Here is a 16,911-nt window from a genome sequence, read left to right on the forward strand (position 1 = left end):
TACCATGAAGCAGCTGCTGGCGAGCGCCCTTTTGGCCATCGGCCTGGCCAACGCTAGTGCGCTGCTGGCCAGCAGCGAACCCCGCCAACTGCTGGCCCGCTCGGTCAGCGCCGCCGCCCCGCTAACGCTGTCCGCCGACGACCGCCACTGGCTACAACAACGTCAACGCCTGGTACTGGGCACTTCGCGTCCCGACTACCCGCCGTTTGAAATCAATGTCAGCCAACAAGACTATGAGGGCCTGAGCGCCGACTACGCCGGCATCATCGGCGAACAGCTTGGCATAGCCATCGAAGTACGTCGCTTCGACAGCCGCCACGAGGCAATCACCGCCTTGCGTGATGGCCGCATCGACCTGCTCGGCAGCTCCAACGGCTTCGAGGCGGCAGATGCTCAGCTCAGCCTCAGTACCCCCTACGCTGACGACCTGCCGGTGATCGTCACCCGAGAAGGGCGCAGCTTGAAAAGTACGCCCGACCTCGCCGGCATGCGCCTGGCCATGGTCGATCACTACTTGCCAGCCAGCAGCGTACGCAGCCTCTACCCCAAGGCACAGTTGAGCCTGTACCGTTCCACGCTGGCCGGGCTTGCGGCGGTCGAGCTGGGTGAGGCAGACGCCTACCTGGGCGATGCCCTCAGCACCGATTTCACTATCGGAAAAAGCTTTCAGGGCGCGTTGAAAGTCGACCATTTTTCCCATGTACCCCCCGAGGTCTTCGCCTTCGCCGTGGCCAACGACCACTCGCGCTTGCTGCAACTGGTCGACAAGGCGCTGGCGCGCATCAGCGAAAGCGAGCGCCTGAACATTCTGCGCCGCTGGAGCAGCGGCAACACCAGCCTGCTACTGCAGCGTCACCTGAGCGCCCTCAGTGCCGAAGAACAAGCCTGGATCGCCGAGCACCCCACCGTTAACGTGTTGATCAATACTTCGCTGGCGCCACTGACTTTCAACGACGCCCAGCATCACCCCAGCGGCATTACTCTCGACCTGCTCAAGCAGATCGGGTTGCGCACAGGGCTGCACTTCAACCCCATCGAAAGCACGTCGGCCTTCGCCATGGTTGAACGCCTGAAGCGAGGCGATGCACTGATGATCGGTGCCCTCGGCTATGGCGCGGAGCGCGTGAAGCAACTGCGCTTTACCCGCCCCTACCTGGTCAGCCCACGGGTGCTGGTCACCCGCAGCGACCAGGCATCGCCTGTACAGGCCATGGCCTCGAACGGCCAGCGCATTGCCCTGGTGCGCGGCTCACCGCAGCGGGCCATGTTGCAGCAACGCTACCCGCAGGCCAGCCTGATCGAAGTGGACAACCCGCTCGGCCTGATGGAGGCGGTGGTCAATGGCAACGCCGACGCGGCACTGAGCAACCAAATCAATGCGGCCTACTACATCAGCCACGTGTTCAAGGGCCGCTTGCGCATCGCCAGCGTGCTCGACGACCAACCGGCCATTGCCGCATTCGCCGTCGCCGCCGACCAGCCCCAGCTTCAAGCCATCCTCGACAAGGCACTGCTGAGCATTCCGCCCGAAGAGCTTGACCAACTGATCAACCGCTGGCGCACCAGCACCCTGGTCAGTGACAGCCCATGGCGCGACTACCGCACCCTGGCCTTGCAGGTGCTGGTACTGTCGGCCCTGCTGCTGGCCGGGGTGGTGTTCTGGAACAGCTACCTGCGCAAGCTGATCAACCAGCGTACCGATGCTCAGCACGCGCTGCAGGCACAGCTGGCACTGAGCCGCGGGCTGCTTGAACAGCTGCGCCAGGCCAAGGATGACGCCGAACAGGCCAGCCAGACCAAAAGCACCTTCCTGGCCACCATGAGCCATGAAATCCGTACCCCGATGAATGCCGTGATCGGTCTGCTGGAAATGGCGTTGGTGGACAGCCGCGGCGGCCGGTGTGACACCCAGACCTTGCAAACCGCACACGATTCGGCCATTGGCCTGCTCGAGCTGATTGGCGATATCCTCGACATTTCCCGTATCGAATCCGGGCATATCAGCCTGCAGCCAGTGCCCACCGACCTCGTGGAGCTGGTGCGCTCCACGCTGCGGGTGTTCGAAGGCAATGCACGGGCCAAAAGCCTGCATCTGCACGGCGAAATGCCCGCAGAACCGGTCTGGGTGCTGGCTGATCCGCTGCGGCTCAAGCAGATTCTGTCCAACCTTATCAGCAACGCCATCAAGTTCACCAACCGTGGTGAAGTGCAGGCGAGCCTGCTGTTGCCCAACGTTGCCGACCACGGCATGCTGGCCATCACACTGAATGTGCGCGACACAGGCATCGGCATCAGCCCCGCCGACCAGGCCCGGCTGTTCAATGCCTTCGTTCAGGCCGAGGGCCCAAGAACCCGCCAGGGTGCAGGCCTGGGGTTGGTCATCAGCCGTACCCTGGTCGAATTGATGGGCGGCGCCTTGACCCTGCAGAGCGTCGAGGGCGTCGGTACCCGGGTCCAAGTCAACCTGCAACTGCCCACCTGCACTGCACCGACACAGGCCGAACGAGACCTGCCGGCACAAGAGAGCAGCAGTGGCCCGCTGAATATTCTGGTGGTCGACGACTACCCTGCCAACTTGTTGTTGCTGGAGCGACAACTGAATACCTTGGGCCATCGCGTGACCTTGGCGGAGAATGGCGAAATCGCCCTGGCACACTGGCAGGCCGCGCGCTTCGACCTGGTGATTACCGATTGCAGCATGCCGGTCATGGACGGCCACGAACTCACCCGGCGCATTCGCGCCCTGGAGGGTGAGCGCGACCTGCCTGCAAGCCGGATTATTGGCGTGACCGCCAACGCCCAGGCCGAGGAGCGTGCCCGCTGCCTGGCCAGCGGCATGGACGAATGCCTGTTCAAACCGATTGGCCTGCGTGCACTCAAGAACCATCTCCCACAAGTCCACCCTCAACAGCAGTCGCCGACACCACGCCACACCGGGTTCGACCTGGCCGAATTGCGCCACCTGACCCAGGGCGACGAACAGTTGACGCGGCATTTGCTCGAACAACTGTCGATCAGCGTGGGAGAAGACCTGGCCGCCTTGAGCGCACTGGCTGACGACGCACCTGATGAGGCTGCACACACCCTGGCCCATCGCATCAAGGGCGGCGCCAAGATGATCAGGGTGCGCACCGTAGTCAACGACTGCGAAGCCATCGAACGCGCCCACGCACAGGGCTTACCGACTGTCGAACAGCGCGCGCAACTGCAAACCAGCCTGCAGGCATTGCTTGACGAGATGCGCGATGCGCTCAATGCAATTGCAGCGTCGAGCTGATCTGGCTGATGGCATCCACGACGTGCCGCGAGCCTTGCTGAATTTCCATGATTACCGTACCGGCCTCATTGGCCAATGCCACGCCGTGACCGGTGCGGTTCAGGCTCGACTGCATGCTGGCCACGGCCAATAGCGACAGGTCGTGGTTCTGCCGAACCACATCGACAATTTCCAGGGTGGCCTTGCTGGTTCGCGCGGCCAGGCTTCGCACCTCGTCCGCCACCACGGCAAAGCCGCGCCCGTGCTCGCCGGCACGGGCTGCCTCGATCGCTGCATTAAGGGCCAACAGGTTGGTCTGATCGGCAATGCCGCGAATGGTCAGCACGATCTGCCCGATCACATCCGACTGCTTGCTCACCGCATCGATGCTGCGCGCGGCGTCGTTCAGTTCCTGGGAAATCTGCTCGATCACCTGCACCGTCTGCTGCACCACTTCGGTACCCTTGCGCGCGCAGGCGTCGGTCTGCACCGAACTGGCATGGGCAGCGTCTGCAGCGCTTTGCTGGGTGCAGACCTGGTGGGTGATGTCGCTGGCGAACTTGACCACTTTGTACAGGCGGCCCTTGCTGTCGAAGATCGGGTTGTAGGACGCTTCGAGGTACACGGTCTGGCCTTGCTTGTTGACGCGCTCGAAGCGGTGCGAGTGGTACTCGCCACGGTTCAGCGAAGCCCAGAACCCACGGTACTCGGCCGACTCACGTTCATGCGCCAGGCAGAACAGCCCATGGTGGCGGCCAACCACTTCATCGAGGCGGTAGCCCATGGTGTCGAGGAAGTTCTGGTTGGCCTTGATCACCCGGCCTTGCGGGGTGAACTCGATCACTGCCATGGAACGGCTGATGGCCTTGAGCAGGCTTTCGCTTTCGTGCTCCAGCACCACCCGCTGGCTGATGTCGGATGCCACCTTGATCACGCTGGTGACTTGGCGCTGCTCATCCAGTACCGGCATGTAGCTGGCTTCCAGCCAGACCTCGCGGCCGGACTTGTCGATGCGCTCAAAAGTACCGCTGATGGCTTTGCCCTGCCCGAGTTCGCGCCACAGTTGCTGGTACTCGGCGCTTTTGGCGTAGTCCGGCTCACAGAACAGCCGGTGGTGCTTGCCCCTCAGTTCATCGACGCTGTAGCCCATGGCCTGACAGAAACGCTCGTTGGCATCAAGGATGGTGCCATCGGGGGCGAACTCGATCATCGCCATCGACCGGCTGATTGCCGCCAGTTTGGCTTGTGCATTGGCCAATGCCTGTTGGCTGCGCTGGATTTCTACCAAATCAGATTTGCGATGGAAATCGAACATGACGCCGGGCTCCTTTTTGCGCGGTGTCCTGAGCATAGATCGCCGTTAGCGCCGTGCAAGCACAGTGCTATCACTTTGTGATTACTACATTCTCATGACTTGGCAGTTGATTCAGAGGCTGGCGGGTTCCCGTCGGAGCCGCCTTGCCAGCTCTTGAATCAGGAGCTTTCCCGCACCATCAGCTCGAAGCCCAGGTCCTGCTGTGCATGCGTCACCCGCTTGCCATCGAGCAACGCCAACAGCGCCTGCGCCGCGCCCCGACCAACGGCAGCCCGTGGTGTGCGAATCGAGGTCAGCCGCGGCACCATGTGCGCCGAAGCTGGCAGGTCGTTGAACCCCACCATCGCCACCTGGCGTGGCACCTCCACCCCTTGGCGCAAGGCCTGTAGCACCGCGCCCTGGGCCAAGTCGTCATTACAGAAGAAGATACCGTCGACATCCGGCGCCTGTTGCATCAGCTGACTGAACAGCGCGCTGCCCAAGGCAATCGATGAAGGCTCCGGCGCCAACACTTCCAGCTCGGCGGCCTGCAGGCCGGCTTCGGCCAACGCTTGGCGGAAGCCCTCGGCACGCTGCATCACCCGAGGGTCGAGCTGCGCAGCAATGAATCCCAGGCGCTTGCACCCACGCTCGATCAAGTGCCGGGCCGCAGCGCGCCCGGCCTGTTGCTGCGAGAAACCGACCGACAATGCGCCTGGCTCACCGTTAAGCTCCATCATGTGCACGCACGGCACGCCGCTGGCAGCCAGCATCTGCCGTGCGGCATCGCTACGCTCGAAACCGGTCAGCAGCATGCCGCAGGGCTGGTACGCCAAGTAATTGCGGATCAGGTTCTCTTCTTCGGCAAGGTCGTAGTGATAGTTGCCGATCAGCACCTCGAGCCCACGCGGGCGCATGACCTCGTGGATGGCCTCCAGGGTGTCGATGAACAGCTGGTTGGACAGTGACGGGATCAACACCACCACCGACTGGCTGCGCGCCGAGGCCAGCGCCCGGGCCGCCGGGTTGGCCACATAGCCGAGGTTCGCTGCTGCGGCGACGACCTTTTCCACCAGTTCTGGCGCAACCGTGCTGACCCCGCGCAACGCGCGCGAAGCGGTAATCGGGGAAACCCCGGAAAGCCTGGCAACTTCAGCCAGGGTGGGACGACCTGTAGTGCGGGAGCCGATGCGGGACATGGATGTTGTAATTTTACTACTTGCAAGGATAGGGAACGGCCACTAAGGTAGCGCTGTCTCAGGACGCAGGCAATGTAATCTTTGGTAGCAGCCACCACGCGTGTGCCGCCAGGCGTCCATACTGCGTAAGGACAAAACCAATAACACCGGGGAGGTGGCTGCTCGTCAACAGCGAGACAGCGCTATCTCACCCCGCAGGAGGTACTGATGAATTCTCCCCTGTCCGCCATTGTGGTGATGGGCGTGGCCGGTTGCGGCAAGAGCTGCATCGGCGCCGCCATCGCTGCCAGAAGCGGCGGCCGCCTGATAGAAGGCGACGCTTTCCACCCTGCCGAAAACATCCGCAAGATGAGCGCTGGCATCCCGCTGGACGACAGCGATCGTGCCGGATGGCTGGTGCGCCTTGGCGAAGAGCTGCAAACCACCACCCAGGCGGGTGAGCGCCCGATCCTGACGTGCTCGGCACTCAAGCGCCGCTACCGCGACACCCTGCGCGATGCCATGCCTGGGCTGGTGTTCGTGTTCCTCGAACTGACGCCTGCCGAGGCCGAAAAACGCGTGCTGGCCCGCCCCGGGCACTTCATGCCGGCCAGCCTCATCGACAGCCAGTTCGCTGCCCTGGAGTCGCCACGCGGCGAGCCACTGACGCTGGCACTGGACGCCACCCAACCCATCGAAGCATTGGCCGAAGCGGTGGACCGCTGGCTAAAGCGCTGCGGTGAGCCGGGCCTGGCGCAGACCGCCTGACCCTGGCGGTTTTTCCGTCTCACCCAAGACAGCGCTACCCTGCCCCGTGAATGCGGGAAAAGATCCAAAAAGCTACGCCCAAAACAACGATAAGACCGAGGCCTTCACACCATGTTCGGACTGGCTACTGATACCTTCCTGCTGCTCGACGCGCTGGTTACCATCGTCGGGCTGATCCTGCTGATCACCCACTTCAAGGTCCACCCCTTCGTCGCCCTCACCCTCGCGGCTGGCTTCCTTGGCTTGACCTCCGGCATGCCCGTGGCCAAGGTCATGAAATCGTTCCAGGACGGCTTTGGCGGCGTGCTCGGCTTTGTCGGTATCGTGCTCGCCCTGGGCACCATGCTCGGCAAGCTGATGGCCGACTCCGGGGGCGCCGACCAGATCGCGCAAACCCTCATCCGCGCCTTCGGCAAGAAGAACGTGCATTGGGCGATGATGTTCGCCGCGTTCCTGGTGGGCATCCCGCTGTTCTTCGAAATCGGCTTCGTGCTGCTGATCCCACTGGTGTTCATCGTCGCCAGGCGCTCCGGGGTGTCGCTGGTGAAAATCGGCATTCCGCTACTGGCCGGCCTGTCGGTTGTGCACGGCCTGGTGCCGCCGCACCCAGGCCCATTGCTGGCGATCGGCATTTTCCACGCCGATATCGGCAAAACCATCTTCTATGGCCTGATCGTTGCGTTGCCCACCGCGATCATCGCCGGTCCGCTCTTCGGTAACTTCATTTCCCGCTACATACCGGGTAACCCGTCGCAGGAGCTGATGGACCAGATCGCCAAGGAGTCCGACCAGGGCAACCTGCCAAGCTTCAGCATCACCCTGATCACCGTACTGCTGCCGGTGGCGCTGATGTTGCTGAAAACCTTTGCCGACGTGGTGCTACCCGCCGAGCACATCGTGCGCCAGTGGATGGACCTGATCGGCCACCCGATCACCGCCCTGCTCGCCGCCCTGCTGCTGGCCTTCTATACCTTCGGCTCAGCCCGCGGTTTCAACCGCCAGCAGATCATGAAAATGCTCGACCAGAGCCTGGCACCGACCGCCGCCATCGTACTGATCGTAGGCGCTGGCGGTGGGTTCAAGCAGATGCTGGTGGACACCGGCGTGGGCAATGTAATCGGGCAAATGGCCGTGCAGGCAGAAATTTCACCGATCATGCTGGCTTGGCTGGTAGCCGCGGTGATCCGCATCGCCACAGGCTCCGCTACCGTCGCCACCATCACCGGTGCAGGTATCGTCGCACCGGTGATCGACCTGGTACCTGGGGTGAACCGTGAGCTGTTGGTACTGGCTACCGGTGCTGGCTCGCTGATTTTGTCGCATGTGAACGACGCCGGCTTCTGGCTGGTGAAGCAATACTTCAACATGACCGTGGCAGAAACCTTCAAGACCTGGAGCATGATGGAGACGATCCTGTCCATCGTCGGCATCATCTTCATCATGTTGCTGTCGCTGGTGGTGTAACCGTTGATCGGGGCCATGGCACTAGGATGCTTTGGGTAGGGCCGAAGGAAAACATGAGACCCACCCGAAGCAAAGGAGCCTGCCATGCCCCGTTCAAGCATCCTGCTGATTGCCCTGCTCGCCTCGCCATTGGCCCTGGCCGCCGGCACTGGCCCGACTTACCCCGACGACCCGCACAACCCGGCGCCACGGCCGGGCGTGGACAGCACCCTCAACCCGATCGAGAAACCCATGCCACGGGATACCGACCCGCGCATTCAGGGTAACGACCCGCAAAGCCCGCCGGCGAAGCAGAACGACAACCGCGACCTCCCGGGTATGGATGGGAGTGGTTCGGAGGGGACCGGTCATCAGGGCAATAGCGGCACGAGCACAGGTAACCCCTGATGACGCGGGCCGGTTGAAATCTGGGCCTTGCGCGGCCCTTTCGCCGCACAAGGCCGCTCTCACCAGTGCCTCGCATGGCCATGATTACCACTGACGCTTGTCAGGCCGGGTCAATCCCAGTTTCTCGATCCGGTAACGCAGCATGTCCCGCGACAGCCCAAGCATTCGTGCTGACTTGGTCACATTCCAGTCAGTGCGGTCCAGGGTCTTGCACACCAAGTCACGTTCCATGTCCGGCAGGCTGGTACCGGGCTCCGGCTCGTGTCGCGGCATTTCGAACATCACCGGCGCTGGCTGCTGCACCAATGGCTCGTCAATCAACGTCATGCACAGGTTCAGCTGATGCGCCTGCACCACCTCGTTCGGCGCCAGCAACACGGTCTGCTCCAGCATGTTGCGCAATTCGCGCACATTACCCGGCCAGCTGTAACCAAGCATCAAGCTTTCTGCTTCGGCAGAAAAACGCAGGTTCGGCTTGCCATACCGCCGGCCATGGTGGGCCAGAAAATGCCTTGCCAGTAACAGAATGTCCTGCCCACGGGCATACAGGCGCGGCACCTTCAGGGCGATGATACGCAGACGGAAGAACAGGTCGCGGCGAAACTTGCCCTGCTGCACCATCTGCTCCAGGTTGCAGTTGGTAGCGCTGATCACCCGCAGGTCGACCTTGCGCTCCTTCACTGCACCAATCCGTCGGATGCTTCGATCTTCCAGCAACTTGAGCAGCTTGGCCTGCAGCACCAGGTCCATCTCGCCGATCTCGTCAAGGAACAAGGTGCCGCCATCGGCAGCCTCTACCAGGCCCACCCGGCGCTCCTTGGCATCGGTGAACGCGCCCTTCTCGTGGCCGAACAGTTCAGCCTCCAGCAGGTTGGCAGGGATCGAGGCGCAATTGAACTCGATGAACGGCCCTTTGCTGCGCGAGCCGTCAAAATGCAGGGCACGGGCCACCAGCTCCTTGCCGGTGCCGGTCTCGCCTTCGACCAGCACTGGTGGCAGGTCGTCGCTGGCCATGCGCCGTTCGGCATCGAGCACCTGGCGCAGGGTGTGCTTGAGCGTGAGCATCACCGGCGACTCGCCAATCAGCGCCTGCAGCCCGGACTTCTGCGCCTCGCGTTCCTGGTAGAACGACAGCGTGCGCTCCATGCGCTCGGCGGCCAGGGCCTTGTCCAGGGTCAGCTTGAGCTCGGCCAGTACCACAGGCTTGGTCAGGTAATGGAACGCGCCCTCCTTCATCGCCTGCACGGCATCTTCGACATTGCCGTAGCCGGTCATCATGATCACTTTCAAGTCCGCCACCTGTGCCACCAGGGTACGCAGCAGGTCATGCCCGCTCATGCCCGGCAGCGAGTTGTCGGTCAGCACCGCATCGGGCTGGGCCCGCTTGATCTGCTCCAGCGCCAGCTCCGCGCTGTGGCAAACGGTAACCTCGTAGCCCTTGAGGCTGAGGTAGGTGCGAATGTTGTCGGCGAGGATTTCATCATCCTCGACTACCAGGATGCTGTGCTCCATGGTCCCCTCCCGCTGCGATATTGAATGTAAGGCTGACGCGGGTTCCTTCCTCTTCGCGGCTGCTCAGGCTGACCGAGCCGCCAAAACGTTCCATGATGCGCTTGACCAGGGCCAGGCCTACACCGAGGCCACCCTGCTTGGTGGTGAAGAACGGCTTGAACACCATCCGTTCCTGTTGTTGGCTCATGCCCTTGCCAGTGTCGGTGAGCACGAACTCGGCACGCTGGCCCTCCTGCACATTGACCTGCGCAGTCAGCATGCCACCCGCTGGCATGGCCTCCAGGGCATTGGAGAACAGGCTGTTGAGAATCTGCGTGAGCTGTAGCGGCTGGCTGGCCACCCACTGCGCGTCAGGCCCTTCGAAATGGAACCGCACACCATTGCGCTCGATCTGCTGGACGAATGCCAGATGGGTATCCTCGATGGCCGCTACGAGGTCCACAGCCTCGGCCTCGTCGCTGACCGGGCGCAACGACACCAGCAGGTCACGCACCCAGCGCGACATGCGGTCCACCTGGCTGATGATGTCGGTGATGTTCTTCTGCGCTGCGGGGTTGGCGATTTCCTGGGCCAGTTCGGCGCTGGAACGGATATTGGCCAGCGGGTTGCGCAAGCTGTGGGCCACCGCCGAGGACATCTCGCCCAACGCCACGTAGGTTTCGCTGGCCACCAGCCGGTCTTGCTGCAGGTGCAGCATCTGCGCCGCTCGGCGCACGATCCAGAACAGCCCGAAATAGATCAGCGCCCCGCCCACCAGGGTCGAGGCCCAGATCAGCACATAGCCGCGCTGGATGCGCCGAATCAGGTCCTGCGGCTCCTTGTAGATTTCCACCATGGCCAGCACCTGCTCGCCCTGGCTGTCGAACAGCGGGATGTAGTTTTCGATAAACAGGTAGCGCGGTTCACGCTGAAACTTCTGCTCTTCGCGATCATCCTCGGCCTTGTGGTAGCTGGCCGACACGGCCTTGCGTGAGCGGAATGCACGGTCGAGGTCGCCATCGGCTTCTATCCGCTTGCCGATCAGCTCGACATTGGTGGACCAGACAATGGTGCGGTCGCGGGCATAGACATTGGCCAGCAAGGTGTCCGGTAGGTGCTCGACATGGTCAAGGAACTCGACCCGGGTCGCTTCGGCCAGCGCCGGGGTGAATTGCAGGTGCTGCAAGTCCAGGCGCGGGTCCAGCAACTCGCCCATGGTAGTACCCGGCGGTAGTTGCGAAAGGCGCACCTCGGCTTGTGCCATGGCCTGAATGAACTGCGCGGTCAGCATGGCATCGCGTTGCACGCTGTCGCGCACCACGAAGCGCGTCGAAACGTAGCCCAGCCCACCCGCCACCGAGGCAATGATGAGCAGGCTGATGACCGAAAACCAGCGCAGCAGGTTGAATTCACGCAAAGGAACTGCCAGACCGCTGGCGGTCGCATTGGCCTTGTCGGGCGCTTCGTTTTCCAGCATCTGCATCGCGTGGTTCCCGCGCAGGGCGTCCGTTCAGAATTGCATCAAGGCCAATGACCGTAGTCACCGATTTGCAATCCACCTGGGCAGCCGCAGCTGCCATTTGTCGCGTGTTGCGCTCCACAGATCACGTAGCAAAAACTTGGCCAGCGAAATAAGAAATAATCTTTTACTTATCTTTCAATAATTTACGTTAGCTTTATGAACCAAAATGGAGAAAGCTCTCCCCACATTTGGGTAATTTCCACCCAAAAAGCGTATTCTTTTATAAATCAATGAATTACCAGAATTTCTTAATGTAATTCAGAGCGTATTAGCCAAGCGAAAACTTAACGAAACCCGGGTGCCATGACCTTCGCTGCTGCTGAGTCGAACCGTTCCGCCGAAACGTTCCATGATGCGTTTCACCAGTACCAGCCCCACCCCCAGCCCACCCTGCTTGGTGGTGAAAAACGGCCGGAAGGCCATACGCTGCTGCGCTTCGTTCATGCCCTTGCCATTGTCGGACAAGCGCAGGGTCAGGCAGCGCCGGTTCTGGCGCACCACCTCGATACGCAGCCGCCCGCCCTGCTCCATCGACTCCAGGGCATTGGCAATCAGGCTGCTGAATACCTGACGCAGTAGCGCCGGGTGCCCCAACACCTGCACTGCCGGTAACGGTTGCACGTCCAGGCTGACCCCATCGCGTGCCAGCGGCACGGCGTAGGTTTGCAGGCTTTCCTGCAATGCCTGGGGCAAATCCACCGCCACCGCCTCGTCGTTCAACGGGCGCAGTGACTGCAGCATCTGGCGAATCCACTGCGACATACGATCGACCTGGTTGATGATGTCGTTGACCTGGCGTTGCGCCGGGCCTTCATCGAACGCCTGGGCCAGTTCGGCACTTGAGCGGATACTGGCCAACGGGTTGCGCAGGCTGTGGGCCACCGCCGAAGACACTTCGCCCAGTGCCACGTAGGTTTCGCTGCTGATCAGCCGTTTCTGCTGCACCGCCAGCAACTTTGCGGCGCGGTGCATGATGCCGTACAGGCCAACATAGACCAGCGCGGCGCCGACGGTGATCGCCAACCAGATCAGGATCAAGCCATGCTCGATGCGCACGATCAGGTCATGGGGCTCTTTGTATATCTCGACCATTGCCGTGACCTGTTCGCCATCGGCATCGAACAGCGGTATGTAGTTTTCGATGAACAGCTGCTCGGGGGGGGTAATGAACTTTTGCTCGGCGCGGGCCTGCTCGAAGTTGTGATAGCTGGCCGAGACCCGCATCTTGTACTCGAATGCCCGCTCCAGGTCGTCGTCGGCGTCGATCAGCTTGCCGATAAGGGCCGGGTTGCTGGACCAGATCACCGTACGGTCCGGGGCGTAGATATTGGCCAGCAGCATATCGGGCAGGTGGGCGATATGGTCAAGGAATTCACCGCGCGCTTTGCGCCGGGCATCCGGGTCGACATCGGGCAAGTTGCTGCGGTCGGTGCGCGGGTCGAGCAGTTCGCCCATGGTGCGCACATTGGGGATAGACACATGGCGCACTTCGGCATCGGCGATGGAGGTGATGAACTGCGCGGTTAGCAATGCATCGCGCTCGACGCTCTCGTCGATGATGAAACGGCTTGAAATCAGCCCCAGCCCAGCGGCCACCGACAGGATGATGGCCAGGCTGACCCAGGCGTACCAGCGCAGCAAATTGAACGGCTTGTGCGGGGCAGCCAGTTCGCTACCGGCGGGCACGTCAAGAGCGTCGGAACGAGGGGCGAGGTCCATGGTGGACTCCACTGCTGGGCACCTTCAGAAGGTTATAGCCCAGACTTGGGGAAACTATAGTATTAAATTAATAGCATCTGCCGAAGGGTAGTTGGGAGGTGCGTACTGTGCAGGCTAACTACAAAGGCGAATCAGCTGCCAACCCCTGCAACTTGCGATATTCCCGCAGTACTGTGGGCACATAACGCCGTGTCTCGGCGAACGGCGGCACGGCCCCCCTTCGCAATACGGCATCCGGTCCGGCGTTGTAGGCCGCCACGGCCAAAGTGATGTCGTTGTCGAACAGCGTGAGCATCTGCTTGATGTAGCGTGCCCCGCCCTGCACGTTGTCTTCCGGGTCCAGGCGGTCTTCCACACCCATTTCTCGGGCGGTATCCGGCATCAATTGCATCAACCCCACCGCCCCCGCCCGCGATCGGGCCTTGGGGTTGTACCCGGACTCGGCCTTGATCAGTGCATGCAGCAGCGCCGGCGGCACATTGTGAATGCGCGCCGCCGTCGCCACCACCTCGGCGTAAGGGCGACCCGTGATCATCTGCGCATTGGCCGGCCCGCCCTGGGCCAACGGCTCGGCGATTACCTTCTCATAGTGGCGCCCTGGTCGATGGACGTTGGTCAGTACATAGCCACCCTTGGCATCGATTGAGATGTACATATCGGCCTGGGCAGTACCTGCCGCCAGCCAGATCAAACCGAGGATGAGTCCACGCATGTCGGTCGCCTCTTCGTCGTGGCCCCCAATGTGGGGAAAATGCCCCGGAAAACCCGTGGACGATGACCACGACGCAAGCACTGTGCCGCTTCCTGTGCCGCATGGCGCAAGGCCCCGAGGCAGACGTGCACGGCTGTTGCATGGTGCCTGCCAACACGTGTCCCCATGCAGTGGAGGGCTTCACCATGCAGCGCAGAACCAACCCGCAACGTGGCTTCACCCTGCTTGAACTCCTGGTGGTACTGGTGGTGCTCGGCCTGCTGGCCGGCATTGTCGCGCCCAAATACTTCAGCCAACTGGGCCGCTCCGAAGCCAAAGTGGCGCGAGCGCAGATCGAGGGGCTGAGCAAAGCCCTGGACCTATACCGCCTGGAGGTCGGCCACTACCCCAACAGTGAGCAAGGCTTGCAGGCACTGGTGGTTGCCCCCAGTGGCGAGACGCGCTGGACCGGCCCCTACCTGCAGAAGGCTGTGCCGCAAGACCCGTGGGGCCGCCCCTACATCTACCGGCAACCCGGCGAGAACGGCGGTGAGTACGACCTGCTGTCGATGGGCAAGGACGGCCAGCCGGGTGGCGATGGGGAAAATGCCGAAATCACCAGTTGGCAGTGAGGAGAACAACCATGCGCTACAGCCTCAAGGCCCTGGGCAGGCAGGGCGTGGTGCAGTTGCAGATCGACGCCGAAGACGCCGAGCAGGCTCGCCGCCAGGCCGAAGACCAGGGCCTGCGCGTGCTCAGCCTGCGCGGCAGCGGCGGCTCCTTGCGTGGTATGGCCTGGCGCCGCGAAGCGGCGTTTGACCTGGTGCTGTTCAGCCAGGAATTGTCGACCCTGCTCAATGCCGGCCTGCCGCTGATCGACGCACTGGAAAGCCTGGCAGAGAAGGCCCCTTCGCCTGCAACGCGCAAGGTGCTGGCCGAACTGGTACGCCAGTTGTACGAAGGCCGCTCGCTGTCCCAGGCCCTGGGCCAGCAACCCCGTGTATTCCCGCCGCTGTATGTAGCGCTGGTGCAGTCCAGCGAGCGCACCGGCGCGCTGGGTGACGCCCTCGCCCGCTACATCAGCTACCGCCAACGCCTGGACCTTGTGCGGCAGAAACTGGTCGGTGCCTCGGTCTACCCGTTGTTGCTGTTGCTGGTGGGAGGCGGCGTGGTGCTGTTCCTGCTCGGCTACGTGGTGCCGCGCTTCAGCCAGGTATTCGAAGGCATGGGCACCGAGCTGCCCTGGCTATCACGGGTGCTGATGCAGATCGGCCTGTTCCTGCATGCCCAGCAATTGCCCCTGGCGCTGGGCACCGTCGGCGGGGTCACGGCGCTTTGGCTGTTGCGGCGTCATCCGCGTGTACGGCATTGGGCCTCCTGCCAGTTACGGCGCCTGCCAGCACTGCACCAGCGTCTGATGATGTACGAGCTGGCGCGCTTCTATCGCTCGCTGGGCATTCTGCTGCAAGGCGGCATTCCCATCCTCACCGCCATGGGCATGGCCCGCGGCCTGCTCGGCAGCGCAGCAGCGCAGGGCCTGGCGCAAGCCAGCCAGCGGGTGGGCGAAGGGCTGCCCCTGTCCGATGCACTGGAGGCCGGGCACCTGGTTACACCGGTATCGCTGCGCCTGCTGCGGGCCGGCGAGCAGTCGGGCAACCTGGGCGAGATGCTGGAACGCTGCGCCGACTTCCATGACCAGGAAATCGGCCGCTGGGTGGAATGGTTCGTCAAACTGTTCGAACCCCTGCTGATGACCTTCATCGGCTTGCTGATCGGCCTGATCGTGATCCTCATGTACATGCCGATCTTCGAGCTGGCCTCGAGCATTCACTGAAGCGCCAGGCCTAGGCTTTCGCGCAGTGTGGTGCCTTCATAAGCAGTGCGGTATACCCCGCGTTCTTGCAGCAACGGCACTACTTCCTGGGTAAGCCGGCGGAACTGCCCTGGGTGGCCAATGTAGATGTTGAAGCCATCCAGCGCCCGCGCCTCGAACCATTCGGCCATCTTTGCCGCGACTGTTTCAGCCGAGCCGACGAAAGCGCCTGGGCGCAGCTTACGCCCGTACTCCACCGCCTGTCGCAGGCTAAAGCCCTGCTCCCGTGCCTGGTCGGCGATGCGCTTGGCGTTGGTGAAAAAGCTGCTGCGCGCCTGTTCCAGGCTTTCTTGTGGGAAGGGTGCGTCAAGGTCGTACTGGCTGAAGTCATGCCAACCAAAATTGCGCCCGAACTCCTTGAGGGCCAGTTCGAAGCTGTGATCCTGCTGGTGGTAATGACGCTCGATCTCGCGGGCGTGTTCGTCGGTGTCGCCCACGTAGACCTCGGCGCCGGGCAAAACCAGCAATTGCTCCGGGTCGCGGCCTAACCGCGCCGCACGGCCTTTCACATCGCGGTAAAACGCCTGCCCCTGCTCGATGCTGGCGGCATGGGTGAAGATGACATCCGCCGTGGCGGCCCCCAGCTCGCGGCCTTGCTGCGAGTCCCCGGCCTGGAAGATCACCGGCTGGCCTTGGGGTGAACGCTGGATATTCAAAGGCCCAACGACCGAGAAGTGCTCGCCCTTGTGGTTCAGCGCGTGCATACGGCCAGGGTCGAGAAACTGCCCGGTTGCGCGGTTGCGCGGGAACGCGCCGTCCTCATAGGACCGCCACAGGCCCTGCACCACCGCTACATGCTCCTGAGCCCGGGCGTAACGGGTGTCGTAGTCGTAATGCTCGTCTCGGCCATAGTTGCCAGCAGTGCCGGCGTCACCGCTGGTCACCACGTTCCAGCCGGCGCGGCCTTTGCTGATCAGGTCCAGCGAGGCCAGGCGGCGGGCGACGTTGAAGGGTTCGTTGTAGGAAGTGGTCAGGGTGCCGACCAGGCCGATATTGCGGGTGGTCACCGCCAGTGCCGAGAGCAGGGTCAGCGGCTCCAGGCGGTTGAGGTAGTGGGACGGTGAGCCGGGGGTGATGTACTGGCTGTCGACGATGAACATCAGGTCGAACAACGCCGCCTCGGCCTGGCGGGCGATATCGATGTACCAGTCGATATTGACGCTGGCATCGGCCGGTAGCTCCGGGTCCAGCCACAGGTTGTGCCGGCCGGGGCCGCCACAGCCCATGGTCAGGGCGCCGAGTTTGATTTTGCGGGTGGTCATGGTCAT

13 protein-coding genes and 1 pseudogene are annotated in these 16,911 nt (G+C 62.6%); 6 read left to right on the plus strand and 8 right to left on the minus strand.

Going from position 1 to position 16,911, the window contains the following annotated elements:
• Nucleotides 1-4 precede the first annotated feature (4 nt).
• On the plus strand, nucleotides 5-3,277 hold the full coding sequence (locus tag APH35_RS10630; RefSeq protein WP_060514769.1) for a transporter substrate-binding domain-containing protein: 3,273 nt from the start codon (nucleotides 5-7) through the stop codon (nucleotides 3,275-3,277).
• Here APH35_RS10630 and APH35_RS29705 read toward each other — a convergent pair.
• The 3 genes and pseudogenes from APH35_RS29705 to APH35_RS10640 form a co-directional block, all read right to left on the minus strand.
• Complete coding sequence (locus tag APH35_RS29705; RefSeq protein ID WP_370739383.1) at nucleotides 3,252-3,746, minus strand: methyl-accepting chemotaxis protein; 495 nt, start codon at nucleotides 3,744-3,746, stop codon at nucleotides 3,252-3,254. The genes APH35_RS10630 and APH35_RS29705 overlap by 26 nt on opposite strands.
• Nucleotides 3,747-3,788: 42 nt before the next feature.
• Nucleotides 3,789-4,607: pseudogene (locus APH35_RS29710) on the minus strand (PAS domain-containing protein); the annotation flags it as partial.
• A gap of 122 nt (nucleotides 4,608-4,729) precedes the next feature.
• A complete protein-coding gene (locus APH35_RS10640; RefSeq protein WP_012272165.1) occupies nucleotides 4,730-5,749 on the minus strand; it encodes a LacI family DNA-binding transcriptional regulator in 1,020 nt (339 codons plus the stop codon).
• Between the two features lie 207 nt (nucleotides 5,750-5,956).
• Here APH35_RS10640 and APH35_RS10645 point away from each other — a divergent pair, with 207 nt between their 5' ends.
• The 3 genes from APH35_RS10645 (at nucleotide 5,957) to APH35_RS10655 (ending at nucleotide 8,347) form a co-directional block, all read left to right on the plus strand.
• Nucleotides 5,957-6,496 carry a gluconokinase gene (locus APH35_RS10645; RefSeq protein ID WP_012272164.1) on the plus strand — a complete coding sequence of 180 codons (540 nt, stop codon included), beginning with the start codon at nucleotides 5,957-5,959 and terminating at the stop codon, nucleotides 6,494-6,496.
• A gap of 111 nt (nucleotides 6,497-6,607) precedes the next feature.
• Nucleotides 6,608-7,960 carry a GntP family permease gene (locus tag APH35_RS10650; protein WP_003253832.1) on the plus strand — a complete coding sequence of 451 codons (1,353 nt, stop codon included), beginning with the start codon at nucleotides 6,608-6,610 and terminating at the stop codon, nucleotides 7,958-7,960.
• A gap of 84 nt (nucleotides 7,961-8,044) precedes the next feature.
• The gene (locus APH35_RS10655; protein ID WP_012272163.1) at nucleotides 8,045-8,347 is read left to right on the plus strand and encodes a hypothetical protein; all 303 of its coding nucleotides are present in this window, start codon (nucleotides 8,045-8,047) and stop codon (nucleotides 8,345-8,347) included.
• Nucleotides 8,348-8,431: 84 nt separating this feature from the next.
• Here APH35_RS10655 and APH35_RS10660 read toward each other — a convergent pair whose 3' ends face one another.
• From APH35_RS10660 to APH35_RS10675, 4 genes are all read right to left on the minus strand, one after another.
• Entirely contained in the window at nucleotides 8,432-9,859 is a 1,428-nt protein-coding gene (locus APH35_RS10660; protein WP_012272162.1) for a sigma-54-dependent transcriptional regulator, read from the minus strand.
• Nucleotides 9,828-11,321: a sensor histidine kinase gene (locus tag APH35_RS10665; protein WP_060514771.1), complete on the minus strand. Its 1,494-nt coding sequence runs from the start codon at nucleotides 11,319-11,321 to the stop codon at nucleotides 9,828-9,830. Before APH35_RS10665 ends, APH35_RS10660 begins: the two co-directional genes overlap by 32 nt.
• A gap of 297 nt (nucleotides 11,322-11,618) precedes the next feature.
• Nucleotides 11,619-13,079, minus strand: a complete 1,461-nt coding sequence (locus tag APH35_RS10670) for a sensor histidine kinase (protein ID WP_012272160.1) — start codon at nucleotides 13,077-13,079, stop codon at nucleotides 11,619-11,621.
• 118 nt (nucleotides 13,080-13,197) lie between these two features.
• Complete coding sequence (locus APH35_RS10675) at nucleotides 13,198-13,791, minus strand: lytic transglycosylase domain-containing protein (RefSeq protein ID WP_060494568.1); 594 nt, start codon at nucleotides 13,789-13,791, stop codon at nucleotides 13,198-13,200.
• A gap of 185 nt (nucleotides 13,792-13,976) precedes the next feature.
• Here APH35_RS10675 and gspG point away from each other — a divergent pair, with 185 nt between their 5' ends.
• Together gspG and APH35_RS10685 are read left to right on the plus strand one after the other, a co-directional pair.
• Nucleotides 13,977-14,402, plus strand: coding sequence for a type II secretion system major pseudopilin GspG (gspG, locus tag APH35_RS10680; RefSeq protein ID WP_012272158.1), 426 nt, complete (start codon nucleotides 13,977-13,979; stop codon nucleotides 14,400-14,402).
• A gap of 11 nt (nucleotides 14,403-14,413) precedes the next feature.
• Nucleotides 14,414-15,604, plus strand: a complete 1,191-nt coding sequence (locus APH35_RS10685) for a type II secretion system F family protein (RefSeq protein ID WP_012272157.1) — start codon at nucleotides 14,414-14,416, stop codon at nucleotides 15,602-15,604.
• Here APH35_RS10685 and APH35_RS10690 read toward each other — a convergent pair.
• On the minus strand, nucleotides 15,598-16,905 hold the full coding sequence (locus APH35_RS10690; RefSeq protein WP_060494569.1) for an LLM class flavin-dependent oxidoreductase: 1,308 nt from the start codon (nucleotides 16,903-16,905) through the stop codon (nucleotides 15,598-15,600). The two genes, APH35_RS10685 and APH35_RS10690, sit on opposite strands and share 7 nt — an antisense overlap.
• Nucleotides 16,906-16,911: the final 6 nt, after the last annotated feature.

This window comes from Pseudomonas sp. NBRC 111132 (assembly GCF_001320565.1).
GTDB lineage: Bacteria > Pseudomonadota > Gammaproteobacteria > Pseudomonadales > Pseudomonadaceae > Aquipseudomonas > Aquipseudomonas putida_P.